Here is a 15,874-nt window from a genome sequence, read left to right as displayed (position 1 = left end):
GCTCTCTCATTTCAAAGCTCGTGAAAAAAAGACCCGTCGGGGTCTTAATTCGCTTTCTTATTTTCAAGCTCATGAAAAAGAGGTCCACTGGACCTCAACTCGCTTTCACATTTCTATGCTCGTGAAAAAAAGACCCGTCGGGGTCTTAATTCGCTTTCTTGTTTTCAAGCTCATGAAAAAGAGGTCCACTGGACCCCTTTTTTTAATCTTCGTTTACGAAAGGCATCAAAGCCATTACGCGAGCGCGTTTGATAGCTGTTGTTACTTTACGTTGGTTTTTAGCTGAAGTTCCAGTTACACGACGAGGAAGGATTTTCCCACGTTCTGAAACGAAACGGCTAAGAAGCTCAGTATCTTTGTAATCAACATATTCAATTTTGTTTGCTGCGATGTAATCAACTTTTTTACGGCGTTTGAATCCGCCACGACGTTGTTGAGCCATGTTTTTTTCTCCTTTATAGTATTAATTGTCCATTAGAATGGTAAATCATCATCTGAAATATCCAAAGGATTTGTTGTTCCGAATGGATTTTCATCACGTGAAAAGTCAGGTATTGATTGAGTAGGTGCTGAATAGTTTGAACTTGGTGCAGAATAAGCTCCACCAGTATGTCCTTCACGCACACTACGGCTTTCCAACATTTGGAAATTCTCAGCCACGACTTCCGTCACGTAGACACGTTGTCCTTGCTGGTTATCGTAACTACGAGTCTGAATACGGCCTGTCACCCCGATAAGTGAGCCTTTTTTAGCCCAATTAGCAAGATTTTCAGCCTGTTGGCGCCACATAACGACATTGATAAAATCAGCCTCACGTTCGCCATTTTGACTCTTAAATGTACGGTTTACTGCAAGAGTAAAAGTCGCAACTGCTACATTTGATGGGGTATAACGCAACTCAGCGTCACGAGTCATACGCCCTACAAGTACAACATTGTTAATCATAATCTACCTTCTTACGCGTCAAGTTTGACGATCATGTGACGAAGAATGTCAGCGTTGATTTTTGAAAGACGGTCAAACTCTTTAAGAGCTGCGTCGTCGTTTGCTTCAACGTTAACGATGTGGTAAAGTCCTTCACGGAAATCTTGGATTTCGTATGCAAGACGACGTTTTTCCCATGTTTTTGATTCAACAACAGTTGCACCGTTGTCAGTCAAGATAGAGTCAAAACGTGCTACCAAAGCGTTTTTCGCTTCTTCTTCAATGTTTGGACGAATGATATAAAGAATTTCGTATTTAGCCATTGATATGTTCCTCCTTTTGGTCTAATGACCCCAAGACATTGCAAGGGGTAAGTGAGGTTTGCTCACAATAAACTATTATACTAGAAAAACATTTTTTTCGCAAGTGAAAAACTGCTTCTATTTTATTTTTTACAGTTTTTTTGCAGAAGTTTGTGTAATTTCTTCAACCTGAATATTCTCAGATTCAAATTTCTGTTTAAAGGTAGCTAGATCAACCGTTCCCTCAATTTGAACTTCGATAACAATCTTACCATCTTTACGTGGAATATTAACAGTGTGAGAGATATTAAGATTTTCCTCAACGATTAAAGAAACAATCTTTCCAAGTACCCCAACTTCATTTTCTGTGATAAAACGAACACGGATTCCCTCTTCGCCATAACCAGAAATTTCAAGAAATGCTCTGAATACATCACGGTCAGTAATGACGCCGTATAGTTGTCCATCATCCATAACTGGCAAAATTCCAATTTTATTCTTTAGCATAAGGTAGGTTGCATCTTCCAAACTTGCATAGCCTGAAACAGTGATTACATCCCGAATCATGACATCTTTTACTTTTGTTTTGTTTAGCAAGTAATTCATCTCATAGATTGAAAGACTCGTTGCTTTTGATGGACTGGCTTCAGCAATTGTTCCTTCTGTTACTAGACCAACTAATTTATCATTTTCAATAACAGGAAGACGATGCAAACCTTGCTCGCGCATCAAGTCTGCTGCATGTGCTACAGTCGTATCTGGGCTAATATATACCACCTTACGTGTCATAAAATCTTTAACTGCCATAGGAACTCTCCTTTATGTTTATAGCTTTATTATACACTTTTTAAGAAAATCATTCAAACGCTTTCATCTCTTTTTCAAGATTCTGAAAACTCTGAAATACTATAAAAAGAGCCCTATATTAGGGCCCTCAATCTTATGATTATGCAATTTATTCGACAATCTTTCCCGCAGACTAAAACAATCCACTGGATTTGATGATTGCCAAGCAATCTCTATCTGCCGACTAAAAAGGTCCCTCGGACTAAATGTGGATTGCTGGCGCAATTTTTATCCGCAACCTAAACTAGTCTCCCAGACTAGTTTAGCCACCTAGATATGCTTTTCTGACTTCATCTGATGCGGTGAGTTCTTTTCCTGTTCCTGATAGGACAATTTTTCCTGTTTCAAGAACATAGCCTCGATCTGCGATGGCAAGTGCTTTATTGGCATTTTGCTCGATCAAAAGAACGGTCGTACCTTGTTTTTGAATATCTTGGATGATATCAAAAATTTCTTGGATAAAAATTGGAGCAAGCCCCATTGATGGTTCATCTAAGAGAAGAAGCTTAGGCGTTGACATAAGCGCACGTCCCATAGCAAGCATCTGCTGTTCACCACCTGATAGGGTAGCTGCATCTTGGTTTTTACGTTCTTCCAAACGCGGGAAACGTGAAAATACTTTTTTCAGATTTGCTTGATTTTCTTCACGATTTTTCTTAAGGAAGGCTCCCATTTCCAAGTTTTCCATAACTGTCAAACCAGGGAAGACGTGACGTCCTTCTGGTACTTGAGAAAGTCCTGATGCCACAATTTTTTGTGCGGGCATCTTTTGGATTTCTTGTCCTAAAAATTCAATCCGACCAGAACTTGGACGAACAAGGCCTGATAAGGTACGAAGGATGGTTGTTTTACCAGCACCGTTTGCACCGATAAGGGAAACAACTTCTCCTTCATTTACTTCAAAGCTCACATCACGTACAGCTTGAATCATACCATAGTGTACTGAGAGGTTTTCAACTTTTAACATAGACATTAGGCTTCACCTCCAAGATAAGCTTCGATAACACGTTTATTACTCTTGATTTCATCTGGTGTCCCGTGAGCAATCAAACGACCGTACTCAAGAACATAGATACGCTCCGTAACTTCCATAACCAAGTTCATATCATGTTCAATCAGCATAATAGTAATCTTGAATTCATCCTTGATGCGACGAATCAACTCAGTCAATTCTGCAGTTTCTTGTGGATTCATACCCGCTGCAGGCTCATCCAAGAAAAGGATTTTAGGTTCTGTAGCAAGGGCACGCACAATCTCTAAGCGACGTTGTTGACCATAGGCTAAATTTTTAGCGAGAGTTTCAGCATCTCCATCCAAATCAAAGATTTTTAGTAATTCTAAGGCTTTAGCTTTCAATTCTTTTTCATTCTTATAAAAAGCTGGTAAGCGCAAGAAACTTGCAAAAACATGTTGTTTATGATGATTACTAAATGCAATCAGAACATTGTCTAATACAGTTAAGTCTTTAAAGAGACGAATATTTTGGAAAGTACGTCCTAAACCAAGAGCAGCAATTTTATAGGGCTGCTTGCCATTTAACAAGTGACCATCCAAGGTTACTGTTCCTTCGCTTGGTTCATACACACCTGTCAAGAGGTTGAAGAGAGTTGTTTTACCAGCTCCGTTCGGTCCAATCAAGCCAACAAGTTCACCTTCATTCAATTCAAGAGTTACATCTCCAACAGCCGTTAGACCACCAAAATGCTTGGTTAACTGTTTTACTTCAAGTAATGCCATTAGTTTTGTTCCTCCTTCTTAGTTTTTTTAAAGAAACTAGATAGACTTAATTCCCATGTTCCAAGAAGACCACCTGGTCTGAAAATCATTACAAGTACCAAGGCTAGGGCGTAGATGATCATACGAATACTTGCTACATCCTGTAGAAGCATGTTTAAAATACCAAGAACAATGGCAGCAACAATCGCTCCTGTAATGGATCCCAAACCGCCAAATACAACAATAATCAAGACGTTGATAGAGTTGATAAAACTATAATCTTTAGGCACAACAGAACCGATAAATCCTGCTTGAAGCGAACCTGCAATACTTGCAGTCATCGCTCCGAATACAAAAGCAATAATTTTGATTTTGGTTGTATTTACCCCAACTGATTCAGCAGCGATTTCATCTTCACGAACGGATAAAGTTAGACGACCGATTGGACTACGAAGGAAATTAAGTGTTGCAATTGTTGTAATCACAGCAAAGAAATATACCATTTGCCAGTTAGTAAAGTTTGGAATACCTAGAATACCAGCTGCACCATTAGTTAGTTCACCACCATTAACAATACAGATTCGAATAATCTCAGCAACACCTAGGGTTGCTACTGCAAGATAGTCCCCTTTCAAACGAAGAGTTGGAATCCCAACGACTAAAGCCACTAATCCTGAGATAAGTGCTCCAAGAAGCATAGCTCCAAAGAAGGCTCCATAGGTTGGAGATTTAGAACCAATAATTGCAGCCGCATAGGCACCAATAGCCATAAATCCTGCGTGCCCTAGAGAAAATTGTCCAGAAAAACCTACGATAAGGTTAAGACCAACTGCAAGTATGATGTTAATCCCAATTTGCTCTAAAATTTGAATATAAAAGAGATTGAGCACTCCAGCTGAAACAAGTACGCTGATTAAGCCATAGCCTGCTAATAAAAGGAGCAACCATAAAATATTAACTTTTAAATTTTCTTTCATTGTTTACACCTTCTCTTTCACATTCTTACCGAGGATACCAGCTGGACGTACAATCAAGATTAAGAGCAAGATTCCATACACGATAGCATCACGGAAATCTGACATTCCGAAGGCGGTAGCAAATGTTTCTAAAAGACCAATAACAAAGCCACCCAGAGCCGCACCAGGGATGATTCCGATACCACCTAGAACGGCAGCCACGAATGATTTAATACCTGGAGTCATCCCCATCAATGGTTCAAGAGAGTTATAGTAAAGTGCAATCAAGACACCCGCTGCACCAGCTAGGGCTGAACCCAAAGCGAATGTAAAGCTGATAGTACGGTTTACATTGATTCCCATCAACTGAGCAGCATCACTATCTACAGATACAGCACGCATGGCTTTCCCCATTTTTGTTTTTTGTACAATGAGTTGCAGAAGAACCATCAAAACAAGTGAGACAGTCAAAATCAACAATTGAATATTGGTCAGACTGATTGGACCTAAGTCATAACGCACTGTTTGGATTGCTTGAGGAAAGGCACGTGTGTTGGCTCCGACTAGATAAACCATCCCATACTCAAGTAAGAAGGAAACCCCAATCGCTGTAATCAATACAGAGATACGAGTTGAATGACGTAATGGGCGGTAAGCTAGAAACTCAATGATAACACCAAGAATTGCTGTGCCTGCCATTGATAAAATCAAGGCAACAAAGAAATTTAATTGCAAGGAATTAATCAAAAAATAACCCATGAAAGCACCTATCATATAGATATCACCGTGGGCAAAGTTAATCAGCTTGATAATTCCATAAACCATAGTATAACCTAGGGCTAGCAGCGCATAGACACTACCCAAGATTAAACCATTTACAAGTTGTTGAAGCATATGGTTCACTCTTTCTAATTTATATTTTTAGAATTTTATAAAAAAATAATCCTTTCATAAACACCGAAACAGGGAGTGAGTAGAAGCTCATTCCCCATTTACGATATCTACTAGATTAAGGTTTAACCGACTCAACTGACTCAACTTTACCATCTTTTAAGCCAATCATAAGTGCAGATTTAACCGGATTATGGTCTTTGTCAATAGACATTGTACCAGTAACACCTTCCAAGTCTTTCAACTTCGCAAGGTTGTCTTTCAATTCGACAGAGTTCTTAGCACCTTTAGATGCTTCCGAAATCATGTAAACTGAATCATATGCCAAGGCTGCAAACATTGAAGGTTCTTCGTTGTATTTCGCTTTATAAGCTTCTACGAATTTCTTGGCTTTATCAGTCATTTCACCTTCAGTAGAGAATCCAGTTACGTAGTAGATGTCTGTAGCTGCAGCAGGTGTTGCTTGTTCAACGAATTTAGCATCACTAAATCCATCACCACCGATGATTGGTTGTTTGATTCCCATACCACGTGCTTGGTTTACAATTTTACCAGTTTCAGTGTAGTACCCTGGAAGGACAATGGCATCGAAGTCTTTATCTTTGATTTTTGTAAGTGCGGCTTGGAAATCTGTATCCTTAGATTGGAACGTTTCTGTCGCTACAATTTCACCTTTATAAGATTTCTTGAAGGCTTCAGCAATCCCTTTAGCATAGTCAGATGAGTTATCGTAGTATAGAACGACTTTCTTCGCTTTCAAGTTATCAGTTGTGTATTTAGCAATGATTTGTCCTTGGAAGCTATCGATGAAGGTTGCACGGAAAAGGTAATCTTGACCTTTTGTCAAATCATCTTGAGTTGCTGATGGGGTTACCAATGGTACACCTGCTTTACCAGCATTGGCAACCGCTGCGGCAGTGGCACCTGAAGTTGCAGGTCCTACAAGAGCGTTCACTTTTGATTGGGTAACAAGGTTTGTTGTAACGGTAGCCGCTTCAGCTGTCTCAGATTTGTTATCTTTGTCTACAACTTCGATTTGTTTTCCATCGATACCACCAGCTGCGTTGATTTCATCAACGGCCAATTGAGCACCTTTTTGTTCAGCGCTACCGTAGGCTGCTACTTCACCAGTTTTTTCAAAATTAAAACCGATTTTTAGTTCTTTGTCGATTTCGTTACCAGCAGCGTTTGACGCTCCAGACTTCACTTCTCCGCAGGCTGCAAGAAGTGCTACACTTGCAAGCGCCACAAACGATAGGGCAAATTTTTTCTTCATCTTTTTGTCTCCTTATTTCTTAAATAAATAGCATGTTAAGAATATACCGAATTATCAGAAAATTGTCAACACATTTATCTAAAATTTTACATGATAACGTTTTCGTTATTTCTGTAGAGACTACCAACAAAGGGAGTTCCCAATTCTTGGATATGACATTGTCTCACTTTTTTGACAAATTTCTCTTTTCCTAAACGGCTAACCAGTTCTTCCACTTCTTCTGTTGGAACATAAAGTTGCAGATAACGGTGTTTTTTAGAGTGGTAACAAATATCACCATAATTATCGAGTTTTTTTGCATCACGATTATAGTATAGGTAGATAATCAGACCAGACCGATTCTCTTTTTGAAACATATTACAACTTCCTTCTAACAATCTTCTTACTATTATATCAAAAAAAGCAAACTCAGTCGAGTTTGCTTCAAAAGATTAATTCAAAGAATTATTAGCCATGATTTCATCAATGAAACCATATTCAAGTGTTTCTTGAGCGCTCATCCAGTAATCACGTTCAGCATCTGCATGGATTTGCTCAACTGATTTACCAGAATTATCTGCAAGAATTTGCTCCAAAGACTTACGAGTTTTAAGCAAGTGCTCAGCCGCAATAGCCATATCTGTCTGTTGCGTACCACCACCAGTACCACCCATCGGTTGGTGAATCATGTACTCTGCATTTGGAAGCATGAAGCGTTTGCCCTTAGCACCACTTGATGCGATAATAGTTCCCATTGAGGCAGCCATACCCATAACAATCGTTTGTACGTCTGCTTTGATGAAATTCATAGTATCTACAATTGCCAAACCAGCTGAAACTGATCCACCTGGTGTATTAACATAGAGGTAGATATCTTTAGTGCTGTCTTGAGCATCCAAGAAGAGCAACTGAGCAATAACTGAGTTTGCCATATTGTCTTCAACTGGACCTGTCAGCATGATGATGCGGTCTTTCAAAAGACGAGAGTAGATATCGTAGGAACGTTCCCCACGACTTGTTTGTTCAATTACTACAGGAATCATTGATTTCTCCTTTTAACTTTTATTTTTGTTAGTCACATGACTGAAGTTATGACTATTATAATACCTTGGTCAAAAAAGGTCAAATTTTTGATATATTTTCATATATACTTTTAAATTAAGTGATGAAAATTACTTTTTCCAATTAGAAGGAGAAAAACCTACATACTTAGTTCCCTTGTATTCTAAATGCTCCAATTTCCCAATAACATCCTGCTCATTTTTAGTCACAGTACATCGAAAGCGGATTTCTTTGCCACTTAATAAATCATCTATTTCTTGTTCAGAAAATTCATGATTACACCATTTATGTTTAAAACGAACTTTCTTCCCATTCCAAACACCAACGACATAATGGCCATTATTACTACGTTGCCATTCATCTGATTCATCTAGATAATCATCCATGGCTTCATTAACTAAATCATCGTAAGACTCGGCGATATTCTCTTCTACACCTAAAATCTCTTCCCAATCGATTCCCATGTCAAATTTCTCTATTCTTTATTCTTATTTAGTACCGAACAAGCGGTCTCCTGCGTCACCAAGACCTGGAACGATATAGCCATGTTCGTTCAAACGTTCATCCAAAGCTGCTGTAAAGATTTCTACATCTGGGTGAGCTTCTTGAAGAGCTTTTACACCTTCTGGAGCAGATACAAGGCAGACAAATTTGATGTTTGATGCTCCACGTTTTTTGAGGGAATCAACAGCCAAGATTGCAGAACCACCTGTTGCAAGCATAGGGTCAACCACAAAAATTTGACGTTGGTCGATATCTTCAGGTAATTTTACCAAGTATTCTACTGGTTGAAGAGTTTTTTCGTCACGGTACATACCAATATGTCCAACTTTGGCTGCTGGAACCAAGCTCAATAGCCCATCGACCATCCCGATACCTGCACGCAAGATTGGAACAATTGCCAATTTTTTACCAGCCAATTGTTTTTGGACTGTTTTTGTGATAGGTGTTTCGATTTCAACGTCTTCAAGCGGAAGATCACGAAGTACTTCATATCCCATCAACATAGCAATTTCATCTACTAACTCACGAAAAGCTTTTGTAGAAGTGTCTGTACGACGCAAGATTGACAATTTGTGTTGAATGAGTGGATGATTAATGACTTCAAGTTTTCCCATTTTCTGAATTCCTTCTTTCAATTTATTCTTCTTATTATATCAAAAAATGGTTTAAAAATCCTTCTAAACCATCTTTTTTTTTAATTTTTAAATCAAGTTAGCTTCTTGAAGAGCTGCTTGTACTGTCTCAAGCGGTAAGTGGGTCAACTCAGTCCCTTTTTCACGATAGAGATACTGGGCGTAGTCGTCCATACGGTACTGGTTAATATAAACGACACGCTCACATCCTACCTGAAGCAATTGCTTGGTGCAGTTGAGACAAGGAAAATGAGTAACGTAAGCTGTAAATCCTTTTGGAACGCCACGCTCTGCCCCTTGTAAAATAGCATTAACCTCAGCATGAAGAGTGCGGACACAGTGGCCCTCAATCACCAAACAGTCATGGTCAATACAGTGCTCCGTTCCTGATACAGAGCCATTATAACCTGTTGAAATAACCTTATTATCCTTGACTAAAACAGCTCCTACCTTGGCGCGTTTACAGGTTGAACGATTGGCAATCAATAAGGCTTGAGCAGCAAAATACTCATCCCAAGCCAGTCTTTTTTCTGTCATAACTTCTCTCCTTCTGATCTATTTTTTGAAAAATGGTAGGCGTAAATCTGCGATTTTTTCAGCAGGAACCTTCATTCCATCCTTGATCCATTTAAGCAAAACTGATACGATGGCAGAACTCCAAAAAGAATGCAGGTAAGAGCTGACTCCTTTTGATTTTCCATAGTATTTTTCTAAAAACTCTTGCATGGCTTGCACAAAGATTTTTTCCAAGTGGTAGTCCAAGGCAAGCTGAATAACCTTGGCTTCTTTTCTGGCTTCACGAAAGAGATGAACCCAAACCAGATAGAGATCTGTTTTGACATCATAATGACTGAGCTGCTCCATGATATTATGGACACTGCGTTTAAAGACGCTTTCTAAAATCTCTTCTTTGGAGTCATAGTTTCGATAAAAGGCGGCACGAGAAACACCAGCTCGTTTTACCAATTCGGAAATGCTAATCTTTGTCAACTCCTTTTTCTCCAAAAGTTGCAAAAGAGCTGTTTCGATAGCTTCTCTGGTCAGTAAATTGGATTCTTTGTTTGATTTTCTGAGATTTTCAAGTGAATTTTCAGAAATTCTTCGTTCGGCCATAACACTTCCTTTCTACTTGTGACAACAGAGTGACGAGACTTTTGTTTTAAGATTTTTCATGATATAATTGTAAAAAAAGACAGAACCTTTGTCAATGTATAAGTGATAAAGATGGAGAATTTCTATGACTTGGAAGATTGTAGCTGACTCTGGTTGTGATTATCGTCAACTGGCAAATCCAGCAATTGATACTGAATTCATCAGTGTTCCCTTAACCATTCAAGTAGCTGATCAAGTCTTTATTGACGATGCTAGTCTTGATATTGACAAAATGATGGAAACCATGTATGCAACTTCTGAAGCTTCAAAATCAGCTTGTCCTAGCCCTGATGATTACTTGCGAGCATTCGAAGGTGCAAACCATATTTTTGTAGTGACCATTACCGGAACTCTTTCTGGTAGTCAAAACAGCGCTCAATTAGCTAAGAATCTCTATCTCGAAGAACATCCTGATACTCAGATTCATGTCATTGATAGTTTATCTGCTGGTGGGGAAGTTGATCTAATCGTAGAGAAAATCAATGATTTGATTGACCAAGGACTTTCTTTTGAAGAAGTGGTTAAAGCTATTACTGCCTACCAAGAAAAAACTAAGTTACTATTCGTCCTCGCTAAGGTTGATAACCTCGTTAAGAATGGTCGCTTGAGTAAGCTAATCGGTACAGTTGTTGGGCTCCTTAATATTCGTATGGTCGGGGAAGCAAGTGAAACTGGAACCTTGGAACTCCTCCAAAAAGCCCGTGGTGCTAAGAAGTCCCTCCAAGCTGCTTATGAAGAGTTAATCAAGGCTGGTTACGCTGGTGGGCGTATCGTCATGGCTCACCGCAGTAATGATAAATTCTGCCAACAGCTCTCTGAACGTGTGCGTGAAACATTCCCACAAGCTGAAATTAAGATTATCCCAACCTCTGGGCTCTGCAGTTTTTATGCAGAAGAAGGTGGACTCCTCATGGGATATGAAATTGACTAATAAATCAAACAGGAGATGACTTATCATCTCTTGTTTTTTTATGGTACAATACTTTTATGAAACATTTTGACACTATTGTAATCGGGGGAGGCCCTGCTGGTATGATGGCTACCATTTCCAGTAGCTTTTATGGGCAGAAAACACTTCTCACTGAAAAGAATCGAAAACTCGGAAAAAAATTAGCTGGTACTGGTGGTGGTCGCTGTAACGTGACCAACAATGGAACTCTAGATGACCTATTAGCTGGCATCCCTGGGAATGGTCGCTTTCTATACAGTGTCTTTTCCCAGTTTGATAACCATGATATCATCAACTTTTTTACTGAAAATGGCGTAAAACTCAAGGTCGAAGACCATGGCCGCGTCTTTCCAGCCAGCGACAAATCTCGGACCATTATCGAAGCTTTGGAAAAGAAAATCACTGAGCTAGGTGGGCAAGTTGCCACTCAAACAGAGATTGTTTCTGTTAAAAAGATTGACGACCAGTTTGTCCTCAAGTCAGCAGACCAAGCCTTTACTTGTGATAAACTCATTGTCACAACTGGTGGAAAATCCTATCCTTCTACTGGCTCTACTGGTTTTGGTCACGAAATCGCCCGCCATTTCAAACACACTATTACCGAACTCGAAGCTGCTGAAAGCCCATTGTTGACTGATTTCCCGCATAAGGCCTTGCAGGGAATTTCCCTAGACGATGTGACCCTAAGCTATGGTAAGCACGTCATCACCCATGACCTGCTCTTTACCCACTTTGGTTTGTCAGGTCCTGCTGCACTACGCATGTCTAGCTTTGTCAAGGGTGGGGAAACTCTCTCTTTAGATGTCTTGCCACAACTTTCTGAGAGAGAATTAGTTGACTTTTTAGAAGAGAACCGTGAAAAATCCTTGAAAAATGCCTTAAAAACCTTGCTCCCTGAACGCTTGGCAGAATTTTTTGTCCAAGGATATCCTGAAAAAGTCAAACAACTAACAGAAAAGGAACGCGACCAACTTGTCCAGTCCATCAAGGCTCTTAAAATCCCTGTAACTGGCAAAATGTCATTAGCTAAATCCTTTGTAACTAAAGGTGGCGTTAGTCTCAAGGAAATCAATCCTAAAACGCTGGAAAGTAAGCTAGTGCCTGGACTCCACTTTGCTGGCGAAGTACTAGATATCAATGCCCATACGGGGGGATTTAACATCACTTCCGCCCTCTGCACCGGCTGGGTGGCAGGCTCAAACTAGAACTATAAATGATATAGTATCTAAAGATATTGGATAAGAAAGGAGCTATTTTGGAACATATTATTTTACTGAGAGGTGTTACACCGAATGGACAAAATGCTATCCCTAAAATGTCTTATCTGGTAGATATCTTAACAGAGGTTGGTTTTCAACACGTTCGAACTTATATTCAAAGTGGAAATATTATTCTTGAAAGCGACTTAGCCATAGAAGAAATACGAGAACAAGTCCATACTCTAATAAAAGAAAAAATCGGAGCCGACTTGAAAATGGTCATTAAAAATAAGAGTGATTTTACAAAAATTGTCCAAGAAAATCCGTTTGGAGAACACTATCTTTATGACCGTATACATATAATTCTTTTCCAGAATGCTATCCAAAGTCTACCATTAGAAAAATTGAATATTGACTATGGTGAAGAAGAAATTTGTATCGGCAACCATTGTCTTTACCTCTATCTCCCTAGAACTGCAAAACGAAAAAAGCTTAATACCAACTATCTCGAAAAGCTGTTCGGCGTTGATCTGACCATGCGAAAGTTAAACGTGGTAGAAAAATTACTAACAAAATAGGAAAAATAAGATGAACAGAAGATAATCAGTCGAATTTGTCAATATGTGCATGATTAAAAATGGAGACATGATTCTGGTCCAAGACCGAGTTAGTCCTGACTGGCCTGGCATTACTTTTCCTGGTGGTCATGTTGAACGTGGCGAGTCCTTTGTCGATGCTGTCATTCGTGAAGTGGAGAAAGAAACTGGTCTTACCATTTCTAAACCTCAACTCTGTGGTATCAAAGATTGGTATGATGATGCAGATTATCGCTATGTCGTCCTCTTATACAAAACTGAACACTTTACTGGTGAGCTCCAATCTTCAGACGAAGGAAAAGTCTGGTGGGAAGATTTTGAAAATCTATCTCATCTTAAACTGACTACTGAGGATATGTCTGATATGCTTCGTGTTTTTTTGGAAGAATACCTCAGTGAGTTCTTTTACTATAAGGATAGGGAAGACTGGTCTTACCAACTCAAATAACAGTAAATCGGCAGAGGTCTCTCCGCCGATTTTTAGCTTGTCTAATCTTCAAGCTAGGTCTGTGTCCTCCAATTAAAATTCTGTTACTGGCTTTGTCAGTCCTAGCTTAGTCTTTGAGTTTTATCGAGTTTGTGTGCCTACATAGTGGGCAATGACGTCTGAAGTGTACTGGGCTGTTCCAGGTCCAAACTTGTCAATGTTTTCCTTAAACTCTGGATTATAGACATAGCCTTGGCCGATATGACCGAAGACTTCCATAGAGCAGTCAAATCCATAGGTACGAATGGCTTGCAAGAGCTTGGCTGCTTCCTCTTGGTTTTCAGATGCTGTTATCGGCAGATCAGATTGTAGATTTTGAGCCAAGGCTTGAAAGACTTGATTAAAGGCTGTTGTAGCTTCATCCTCTCGTCCTTTTTGACGCTCGAGAGCCTGGTCCATGACTTCTTGGCCATATTTCTCTACTGCCTCTTGGTGGTATTTTTGATTGTCTTGATAGCTAAATCCAGTGAATTTTTCTTGAATGGTCATTTTTATTTCTCCTTTTTGTTCTTGGATAGTTTTCTGTAAGGTTGAAATTAAGGTATCCAGATGTTGTCTTTCTCGAGTCAGGTAATCCAACTGTCTCGTCAAATGTGGTAACAAGTTCATCTTTTCTTCCTTCAATAGCTCTGCTATTTTTTCTAAAGAAAAGCCTAGATACTTGTAATAGAGGATAATCTGTAGTCGTTCCAAATCCTCTTGGCTGTAGGTTCGATAGCCATTTTCTGACTTTAATGGGACCAAGAGTCCTATCTTATCATAATGGTAAAGGGTCTTGATAGAGACGCCTGAAAGCTGCGCAGCTTCTTTGATATGGTACATGATTTCCTCCTCACATAAATAGTATATACCCTCCCCTTTGGGGAGAGTCAAGTATTTTATCATATTTTTTATAAAAACATGAAAATCGCTTTCTTGACAGACTTGAAAAAACATGATAGGATAATCAAGTCTATCAATCAAATAAAAAGCTCATAAAGAGCCATTGAGAGAAGGCTATTTGACAACTCAAGTAGCCTTTTCTTATTTTAAAAAATAGATCGGAGTTTAACAATGTCTGAAAAATCGCAATGGGGATCTAAGCTAGGCTTTATCCTTGCATCTGCTGGTTCTGCTATTGGTCTTGGGGCCGTTTGGAAATTCCCTTATATGACCGCTGCCAATGGTGGTGGAGGATTTTTACTGGTCTTTCTCATCTCAACGATTTTAATTGGTTTCCCGCTTTTGCTGGCGGAGTTTGCCCTTGGTCGGAGCGCTGGCGTGTCAGCAATCAAAACCTTTGGAAAATTGGGCGATAATAAGAACTACAATTTTATCGGTTGGATCGGTGCCTTTGCCCTTTTCATCCTCTTATCCTTTTACAGTGTTATTGGAGGATGGGTTTTAGTCTATCTAGGTATCGCTATTGCTAAAGCCTTCCAGGTTGGGATTAGCAGTGATTATGCCCAGCTCTTCACAGACATTATTTCAAATCCATGGATTGCCCTCGGTTCCCAAGCCCTCTTCATCTTCCTCAACATCTTTATCGTATCTAAGGGAGTTCAAAAAGGGATTGAAAGAGCATCGAAAGTTATGATGCCCCTGCTCTTTATCATCTTTGTCATTATCATTGGGCGCTCTCTCAGCTTGCCAAATGCCATGGAAGGTGTAGTTTATTTCCTCAAACCTGACTTTTCAAAACTGACAAGCGCCGGACTCCTCTATGCTCTGGGACAATCTTTCTTTGCTCTATCCCTCGGGGTTACAGCTATGTTGACCTATGCTTCTTACTTGGATAAGAAAACCAACCTAGTCCAATCAGGTATGTCCATCGTTGCCATGAACATCTCTGTATCCATCATGGCAGGATTAGCTATTTTCCCAGCTATGTCAGCCTTTAACATCCAGTCTGAAGGTGGTCCAAGTCTCCTCTTTATTGTCTTGCCACAACTCTTTGACAAGATGCCTTTTGGAAGTATTTTCTACATCCTCTTCCTCTTGCTCTTCCTCTTTGCTACGATAACTTCTTCTGTCGTGATGCTGGAAATCAATGTAGGCAACATCACCAATCAGGACAATCGTAGACGTGCTAAGTGGAGTATGATTTTAGGTGTTTTAACTTTTGTATTTGGTATCCCTTCAGCCCTATCCTACGGAGTCATGGCAGACGTTCAAATCTTGGGGAAGACCTTCTTTGATGCCATGGACTTCTTGGTTTCTAATCTCCTCATGCCATTTGGTGCACTCTGCTTGTCCCTCTTTACAGGCTATGTCTTCAAAAAAGCATTGGCTATGGAGGAACTCCAGCTTGATGAAACACCGTGGAAACAAGGACTTTTCCAAGTCTGGCTCTTCCTTCTTCGTTTTATCATCCCAATTATCATCATCGTGGTCTTTATCGCCCAGTTTATGTAACTATAAAAA

At 39.6% G+C, this 15,874-nt stretch carries 21 protein-coding genes; 5 read left to right on the top strand and 16 right to left on the bottom strand.

Going from position 1 to position 15,874, the window contains the following annotated elements; genetic code table 11:
- Window positions 1-202: 202 nt before the first annotated feature.
- The 15 genes from rpsR to QM406_RS00950 all read right to left on the bottom strand — a co-directional run bounded on the left by rpsR (window position 203) and on the right by QM406_RS00950 (window position 10,201).
- On the bottom strand, window positions 203-442 hold the full coding sequence (rpsR, locus tag QM406_RS01020) for a 30S ribosomal protein S18 (protein WP_000068664.1): 240 nt from the start codon (window positions 440-442) through the stop codon (window positions 203-205).
- A gap of 32 nt (window positions 443-474) precedes the next feature.
- Window positions 475-945: a single-stranded DNA-binding protein SsbA gene (gene ssbA / locus QM406_RS01015; RefSeq protein ID WP_414273149.1), complete on the bottom strand. Its 471-nt coding sequence runs from the start codon at window positions 943-945 to the stop codon at window positions 475-477.
- Window positions 946-956: 11 nt separating this feature from the next.
- Window positions 957-1,247 (bottom strand): 30S ribosomal protein S6, encoded by a 291-nt coding sequence (rpsF, locus tag QM406_RS01010; protein ID WP_049530661.1) that lies wholly within the window; start codon window positions 1,245-1,247, stop codon window positions 957-959.
- Between the two features lie 129 nt (window positions 1,248-1,376).
- Window positions 1,377-2,033 carry a CBS domain-containing protein gene (locus QM406_RS01005; RefSeq protein WP_075232202.1) on the bottom strand — a complete coding sequence of 219 codons (657 nt, stop codon included), beginning with the start codon at window positions 2,031-2,033 and terminating at the stop codon, window positions 1,377-1,379.
- A gap of 301 nt (window positions 2,034-2,334) precedes the next feature.
- Window positions 2,335-3,045 (bottom strand): ABC transporter ATP-binding protein, encoded by a 711-nt coding sequence (locus tag QM406_RS01000; protein WP_075232203.1) that lies wholly within the window; start codon window positions 3,043-3,045, stop codon window positions 2,335-2,337.
- Window positions 3,045-3,809, bottom strand: coding sequence for an ABC transporter ATP-binding protein (locus QM406_RS00995; RefSeq protein WP_075232204.1), 765 nt, complete (start codon window positions 3,807-3,809; stop codon window positions 3,045-3,047). The genes QM406_RS01000 and QM406_RS00995 overlap by 1 nt, the downstream gene beginning before the upstream one ends.
- Entirely contained in the window at window positions 3,809-4,765 is a 957-nt protein-coding gene (locus QM406_RS00990; protein ID WP_075232205.1) for a branched-chain amino acid ABC transporter permease, read from the bottom strand. Before QM406_RS00990 ends, QM406_RS00995 begins: the two co-directional genes overlap by 1 nt.
- Window positions 4,766-4,768: 3 nt before the next feature.
- Window positions 4,769-5,638 carry a branched-chain amino acid ABC transporter permease gene (locus tag QM406_RS00985; RefSeq protein WP_075232206.1) on the bottom strand — a complete coding sequence of 290 codons (870 nt, stop codon included), beginning with the start codon at window positions 5,636-5,638 and terminating at the stop codon, window positions 4,769-4,771.
- A gap of 115 nt (window positions 5,639-5,753) precedes the next feature.
- Window positions 5,754-6,911 (bottom strand): ABC transporter substrate-binding protein, encoded by a 1,158-nt coding sequence (locus QM406_RS00980; RefSeq protein ID WP_075232207.1) that lies wholly within the window; start codon window positions 6,909-6,911, stop codon window positions 5,754-5,756.
- 86 nt (window positions 6,912-6,997) lie between these two features.
- Window positions 6,998-7,267, bottom strand: coding sequence for a YlbG family protein (locus QM406_RS00975; RefSeq protein ID WP_414273148.1), 270 nt, complete (start codon window positions 7,265-7,267; stop codon window positions 6,998-7,000).
- 75 nt (window positions 7,268-7,342) lie between these two features.
- A complete protein-coding gene (gene clpP / locus QM406_RS00970) occupies window positions 7,343-7,933 on the bottom strand; it encodes an ATP-dependent Clp protease proteolytic subunit ClpP (RefSeq protein WP_075232208.1) in 591 nt (196 codons plus the stop codon).
- A gap of 129 nt (window positions 7,934-8,062) precedes the next feature.
- The gene (locus tag QM406_RS00965; RefSeq protein ID WP_075232209.1) at window positions 8,063-8,416 is read right to left on the bottom strand and encodes a DNA topoisomerase I; all 354 of its coding nucleotides are present in this window, start codon (window positions 8,414-8,416) and stop codon (window positions 8,063-8,065) included.
- A gap of 24 nt (window positions 8,417-8,440) precedes the next feature.
- On the bottom strand, window positions 8,441-9,070 hold the full coding sequence (gene upp, locus QM406_RS00960) for a uracil phosphoribosyltransferase (protein WP_414273147.1): 630 nt from the start codon (window positions 9,068-9,070) through the stop codon (window positions 8,441-8,443).
- An 87-nt stretch (window positions 9,071-9,157) separates the two neighbouring features.
- Complete coding sequence (locus QM406_RS00955; RefSeq protein WP_000136981.1) at window positions 9,158-9,625, bottom strand: deoxycytidylate deaminase; 468 nt, start codon at window positions 9,623-9,625, stop codon at window positions 9,158-9,160.
- Window positions 9,626-9,643: 18 nt separating this feature from the next.
- Window positions 9,644-10,201 carry a TetR/AcrR family transcriptional regulator gene (locus QM406_RS00950; RefSeq protein ID WP_000840874.1) on the bottom strand — a complete coding sequence of 186 codons (558 nt, stop codon included), beginning with the start codon at window positions 10,199-10,201 and terminating at the stop codon, window positions 9,644-9,646.
- Window positions 10,202-10,325: 124 nt separating this feature from the next.
- Between QM406_RS00950 and QM406_RS00945 the strand changes: the two genes are divergently transcribed.
- The 4 genes from QM406_RS00945 to QM406_RS00930 are packed head-to-tail and all read left to right on the top strand — an operon-like array spanning window position 10,326 to window position 13,432.
- Window positions 10,326-11,171: a DegV family protein gene (locus tag QM406_RS00945; RefSeq protein WP_414273146.1), complete on the top strand. Its 846-nt coding sequence runs from the start codon at window positions 10,326-10,328 to the stop codon at window positions 11,169-11,171.
- Window positions 11,172-11,227: 56 nt separating this feature from the next.
- Entirely contained in the window at window positions 11,228-12,394 is a 1,167-nt protein-coding gene (locus QM406_RS00940; protein ID WP_414273145.1) for an NAD(P)/FAD-dependent oxidoreductase, read from the top strand.
- A 50-nt stretch (window positions 12,395-12,444) separates the two neighbouring features.
- Window positions 12,445-12,966: a DUF1697 domain-containing protein gene (locus tag QM406_RS00935; protein WP_075227125.1), complete on the top strand. Its 522-nt coding sequence runs from the start codon at window positions 12,445-12,447 to the stop codon at window positions 12,964-12,966.
- 49 nt (window positions 12,967-13,015) lie between these two features.
- A complete protein-coding gene (locus tag QM406_RS00930; protein WP_371607624.1) occupies window positions 13,016-13,432 on the top strand; it encodes an 8-oxo-dGTP diphosphatase in 417 nt (138 codons plus the stop codon).
- A 120-nt stretch (window positions 13,433-13,552) separates the two neighbouring features.
- Here QM406_RS00930 and QM406_RS00925 read toward each other — a convergent pair whose 3' ends face one another.
- Window positions 13,553-14,293, bottom strand: a complete 741-nt coding sequence (locus QM406_RS00925) for a MerR family transcriptional regulator (RefSeq protein WP_371607576.1) — start codon at window positions 14,291-14,293, stop codon at window positions 13,553-13,555.
- 231 nt (window positions 14,294-14,524) lie between these two features.
- Between QM406_RS00925 and QM406_RS00920 the strand changes: the two genes are divergently transcribed.
- Window positions 14,525-15,865: a sodium-dependent transporter gene (locus tag QM406_RS00920; protein ID WP_371607577.1), complete on the top strand. Its 1,341-nt coding sequence runs from the start codon at window positions 14,525-14,527 to the stop codon at window positions 15,863-15,865.
- The last annotated feature ends 9 nt before the right edge of the window (window positions 15,866-15,874 follow it).

This window comes from Streptococcus infantis (genome assembly GCF_047465035.1).
In the GTDB taxonomy this organism is placed as follows: domain Bacteria; phylum Bacillota; class Bacilli; order Lactobacillales; family Streptococcaceae; genus Streptococcus; species Streptococcus infantis_T.
The sequence above is the reverse complement of the archived record's forward strand: the minus strand, read 5'-3'. Positions and strand labels throughout refer to the sequence as shown.

Bases quoted from the DNA above. Each gene is read 5' to 3' on its own strand.
- rpsR (WP_000068664.1), bottom strand. From the start codon at position 442: ATGGCTCAACAACGTCGTGGCGGATTCAAACGCCGTAAAAAAGTTGAT.
- ssbA (WP_414273149.1), bottom strand. From the start codon at position 945: ATGATTAACAATGTTGTACTTGTAGGGCGTATGACTCGTGACGCTGAG.
- rpsF (WP_049530661.1), bottom strand. From the start codon at position 1,247: ATGGCTAAATACGAAATTCTTTATATCATTCGTCCAAACATTGAAGAA.
- QM406_RS01005 (WP_075232202.1), bottom strand. From the start codon at position 2,033: ATGGCAGTTAAAGATTTTATGACACGTAAGGTGGTATATATTAGCCCA.
- QM406_RS01000 (WP_075232203.1), bottom strand. From the start codon at position 3,045: ATGTCTATGTTAAAAGTTGAAAACCTCTCAGTACACTATGGTATGATT.
- QM406_RS00995 (WP_075232204.1), bottom strand. From the start codon at position 3,809: ATGGCATTACTTGAAGTAAAACAGTTAACCAAGCATTTTGGTGGTCTA.
- QM406_RS00990 (WP_075232205.1), bottom strand. From the start codon at position 4,765: ATGAAAGAAAATTTAAAAGTTAATATTTTATGGTTGCTCCTTTTATTA.
- QM406_RS00985 (WP_075232206.1), bottom strand. From the start codon at position 5,638: ATGCTTCAACAACTTGTAAATGGTTTAATCTTGGGTAGTGTCTATGCG.
- QM406_RS00980 (WP_075232207.1), bottom strand. From the start codon at position 6,911: ATGAAGAAAAAATTTGCCCTATCGTTTGTGGCGCTTGCAAGTGTAGCA.
- QM406_RS00975 (WP_414273148.1), bottom strand. From the start codon at position 7,267: ATGTTTCAAAAAGAGAATCGGTCTGGTCTGATTATCTACCTATACTAT.
- clpP (WP_075232208.1), bottom strand. From the start codon at position 7,933: ATGATTCCTGTAGTAATTGAACAAACAAGTCGTGGGGAACGTTCCTAC.
- QM406_RS00965 (WP_075232209.1), bottom strand. From the start codon at position 8,416: ATGGGAATCGATTGGGAAGAGATTTTAGGTGTAGAAGAGAATATCGCC.
- upp (WP_414273147.1), bottom strand. From the start codon at position 9,070: ATGGGAAAACTTGAAGTCATTAATCATCCACTCATTCAACACAAATTG.
- QM406_RS00955 (WP_000136981.1), bottom strand. From the start codon at position 9,625: ATGACAGAAAAAAGACTGGCTTGGGATGAGTATTTTGCTGCTCAAGCC.
- QM406_RS00950 (WP_000840874.1), bottom strand. From the start codon at position 10,201: ATGGCCGAACGAAGAATTTCTGAAAATTCACTTGAAAATCTCAGAAAA.
- QM406_RS00945 (WP_414273146.1), top strand. From the start codon at position 10,326: ATGACTTGGAAGATTGTAGCTGACTCTGGTTGTGATTATCGTCAACTG.
- QM406_RS00940 (WP_414273145.1), top strand. From the start codon at position 11,228: ATGAAACATTTTGACACTATTGTAATCGGGGGAGGCCCTGCTGGTATG.
- QM406_RS00930 (WP_371607624.1), top strand. From the start codon at position 13,016: ATGATTAAAAATGGAGACATGATTCTGGTCCAAGACCGAGTTAGTCCT.
- QM406_RS00925 (WP_371607576.1), bottom strand. From the start codon at position 14,293: ATGTACCATATCAAAGAAGCTGCGCAGCTTTCAGGCGTCTCTATCAAG.
- QM406_RS00920 (WP_371607577.1), top strand. From the start codon at position 14,525: ATGTCTGAAAAATCGCAATGGGGATCTAAGCTAGGCTTTATCCTTGCA.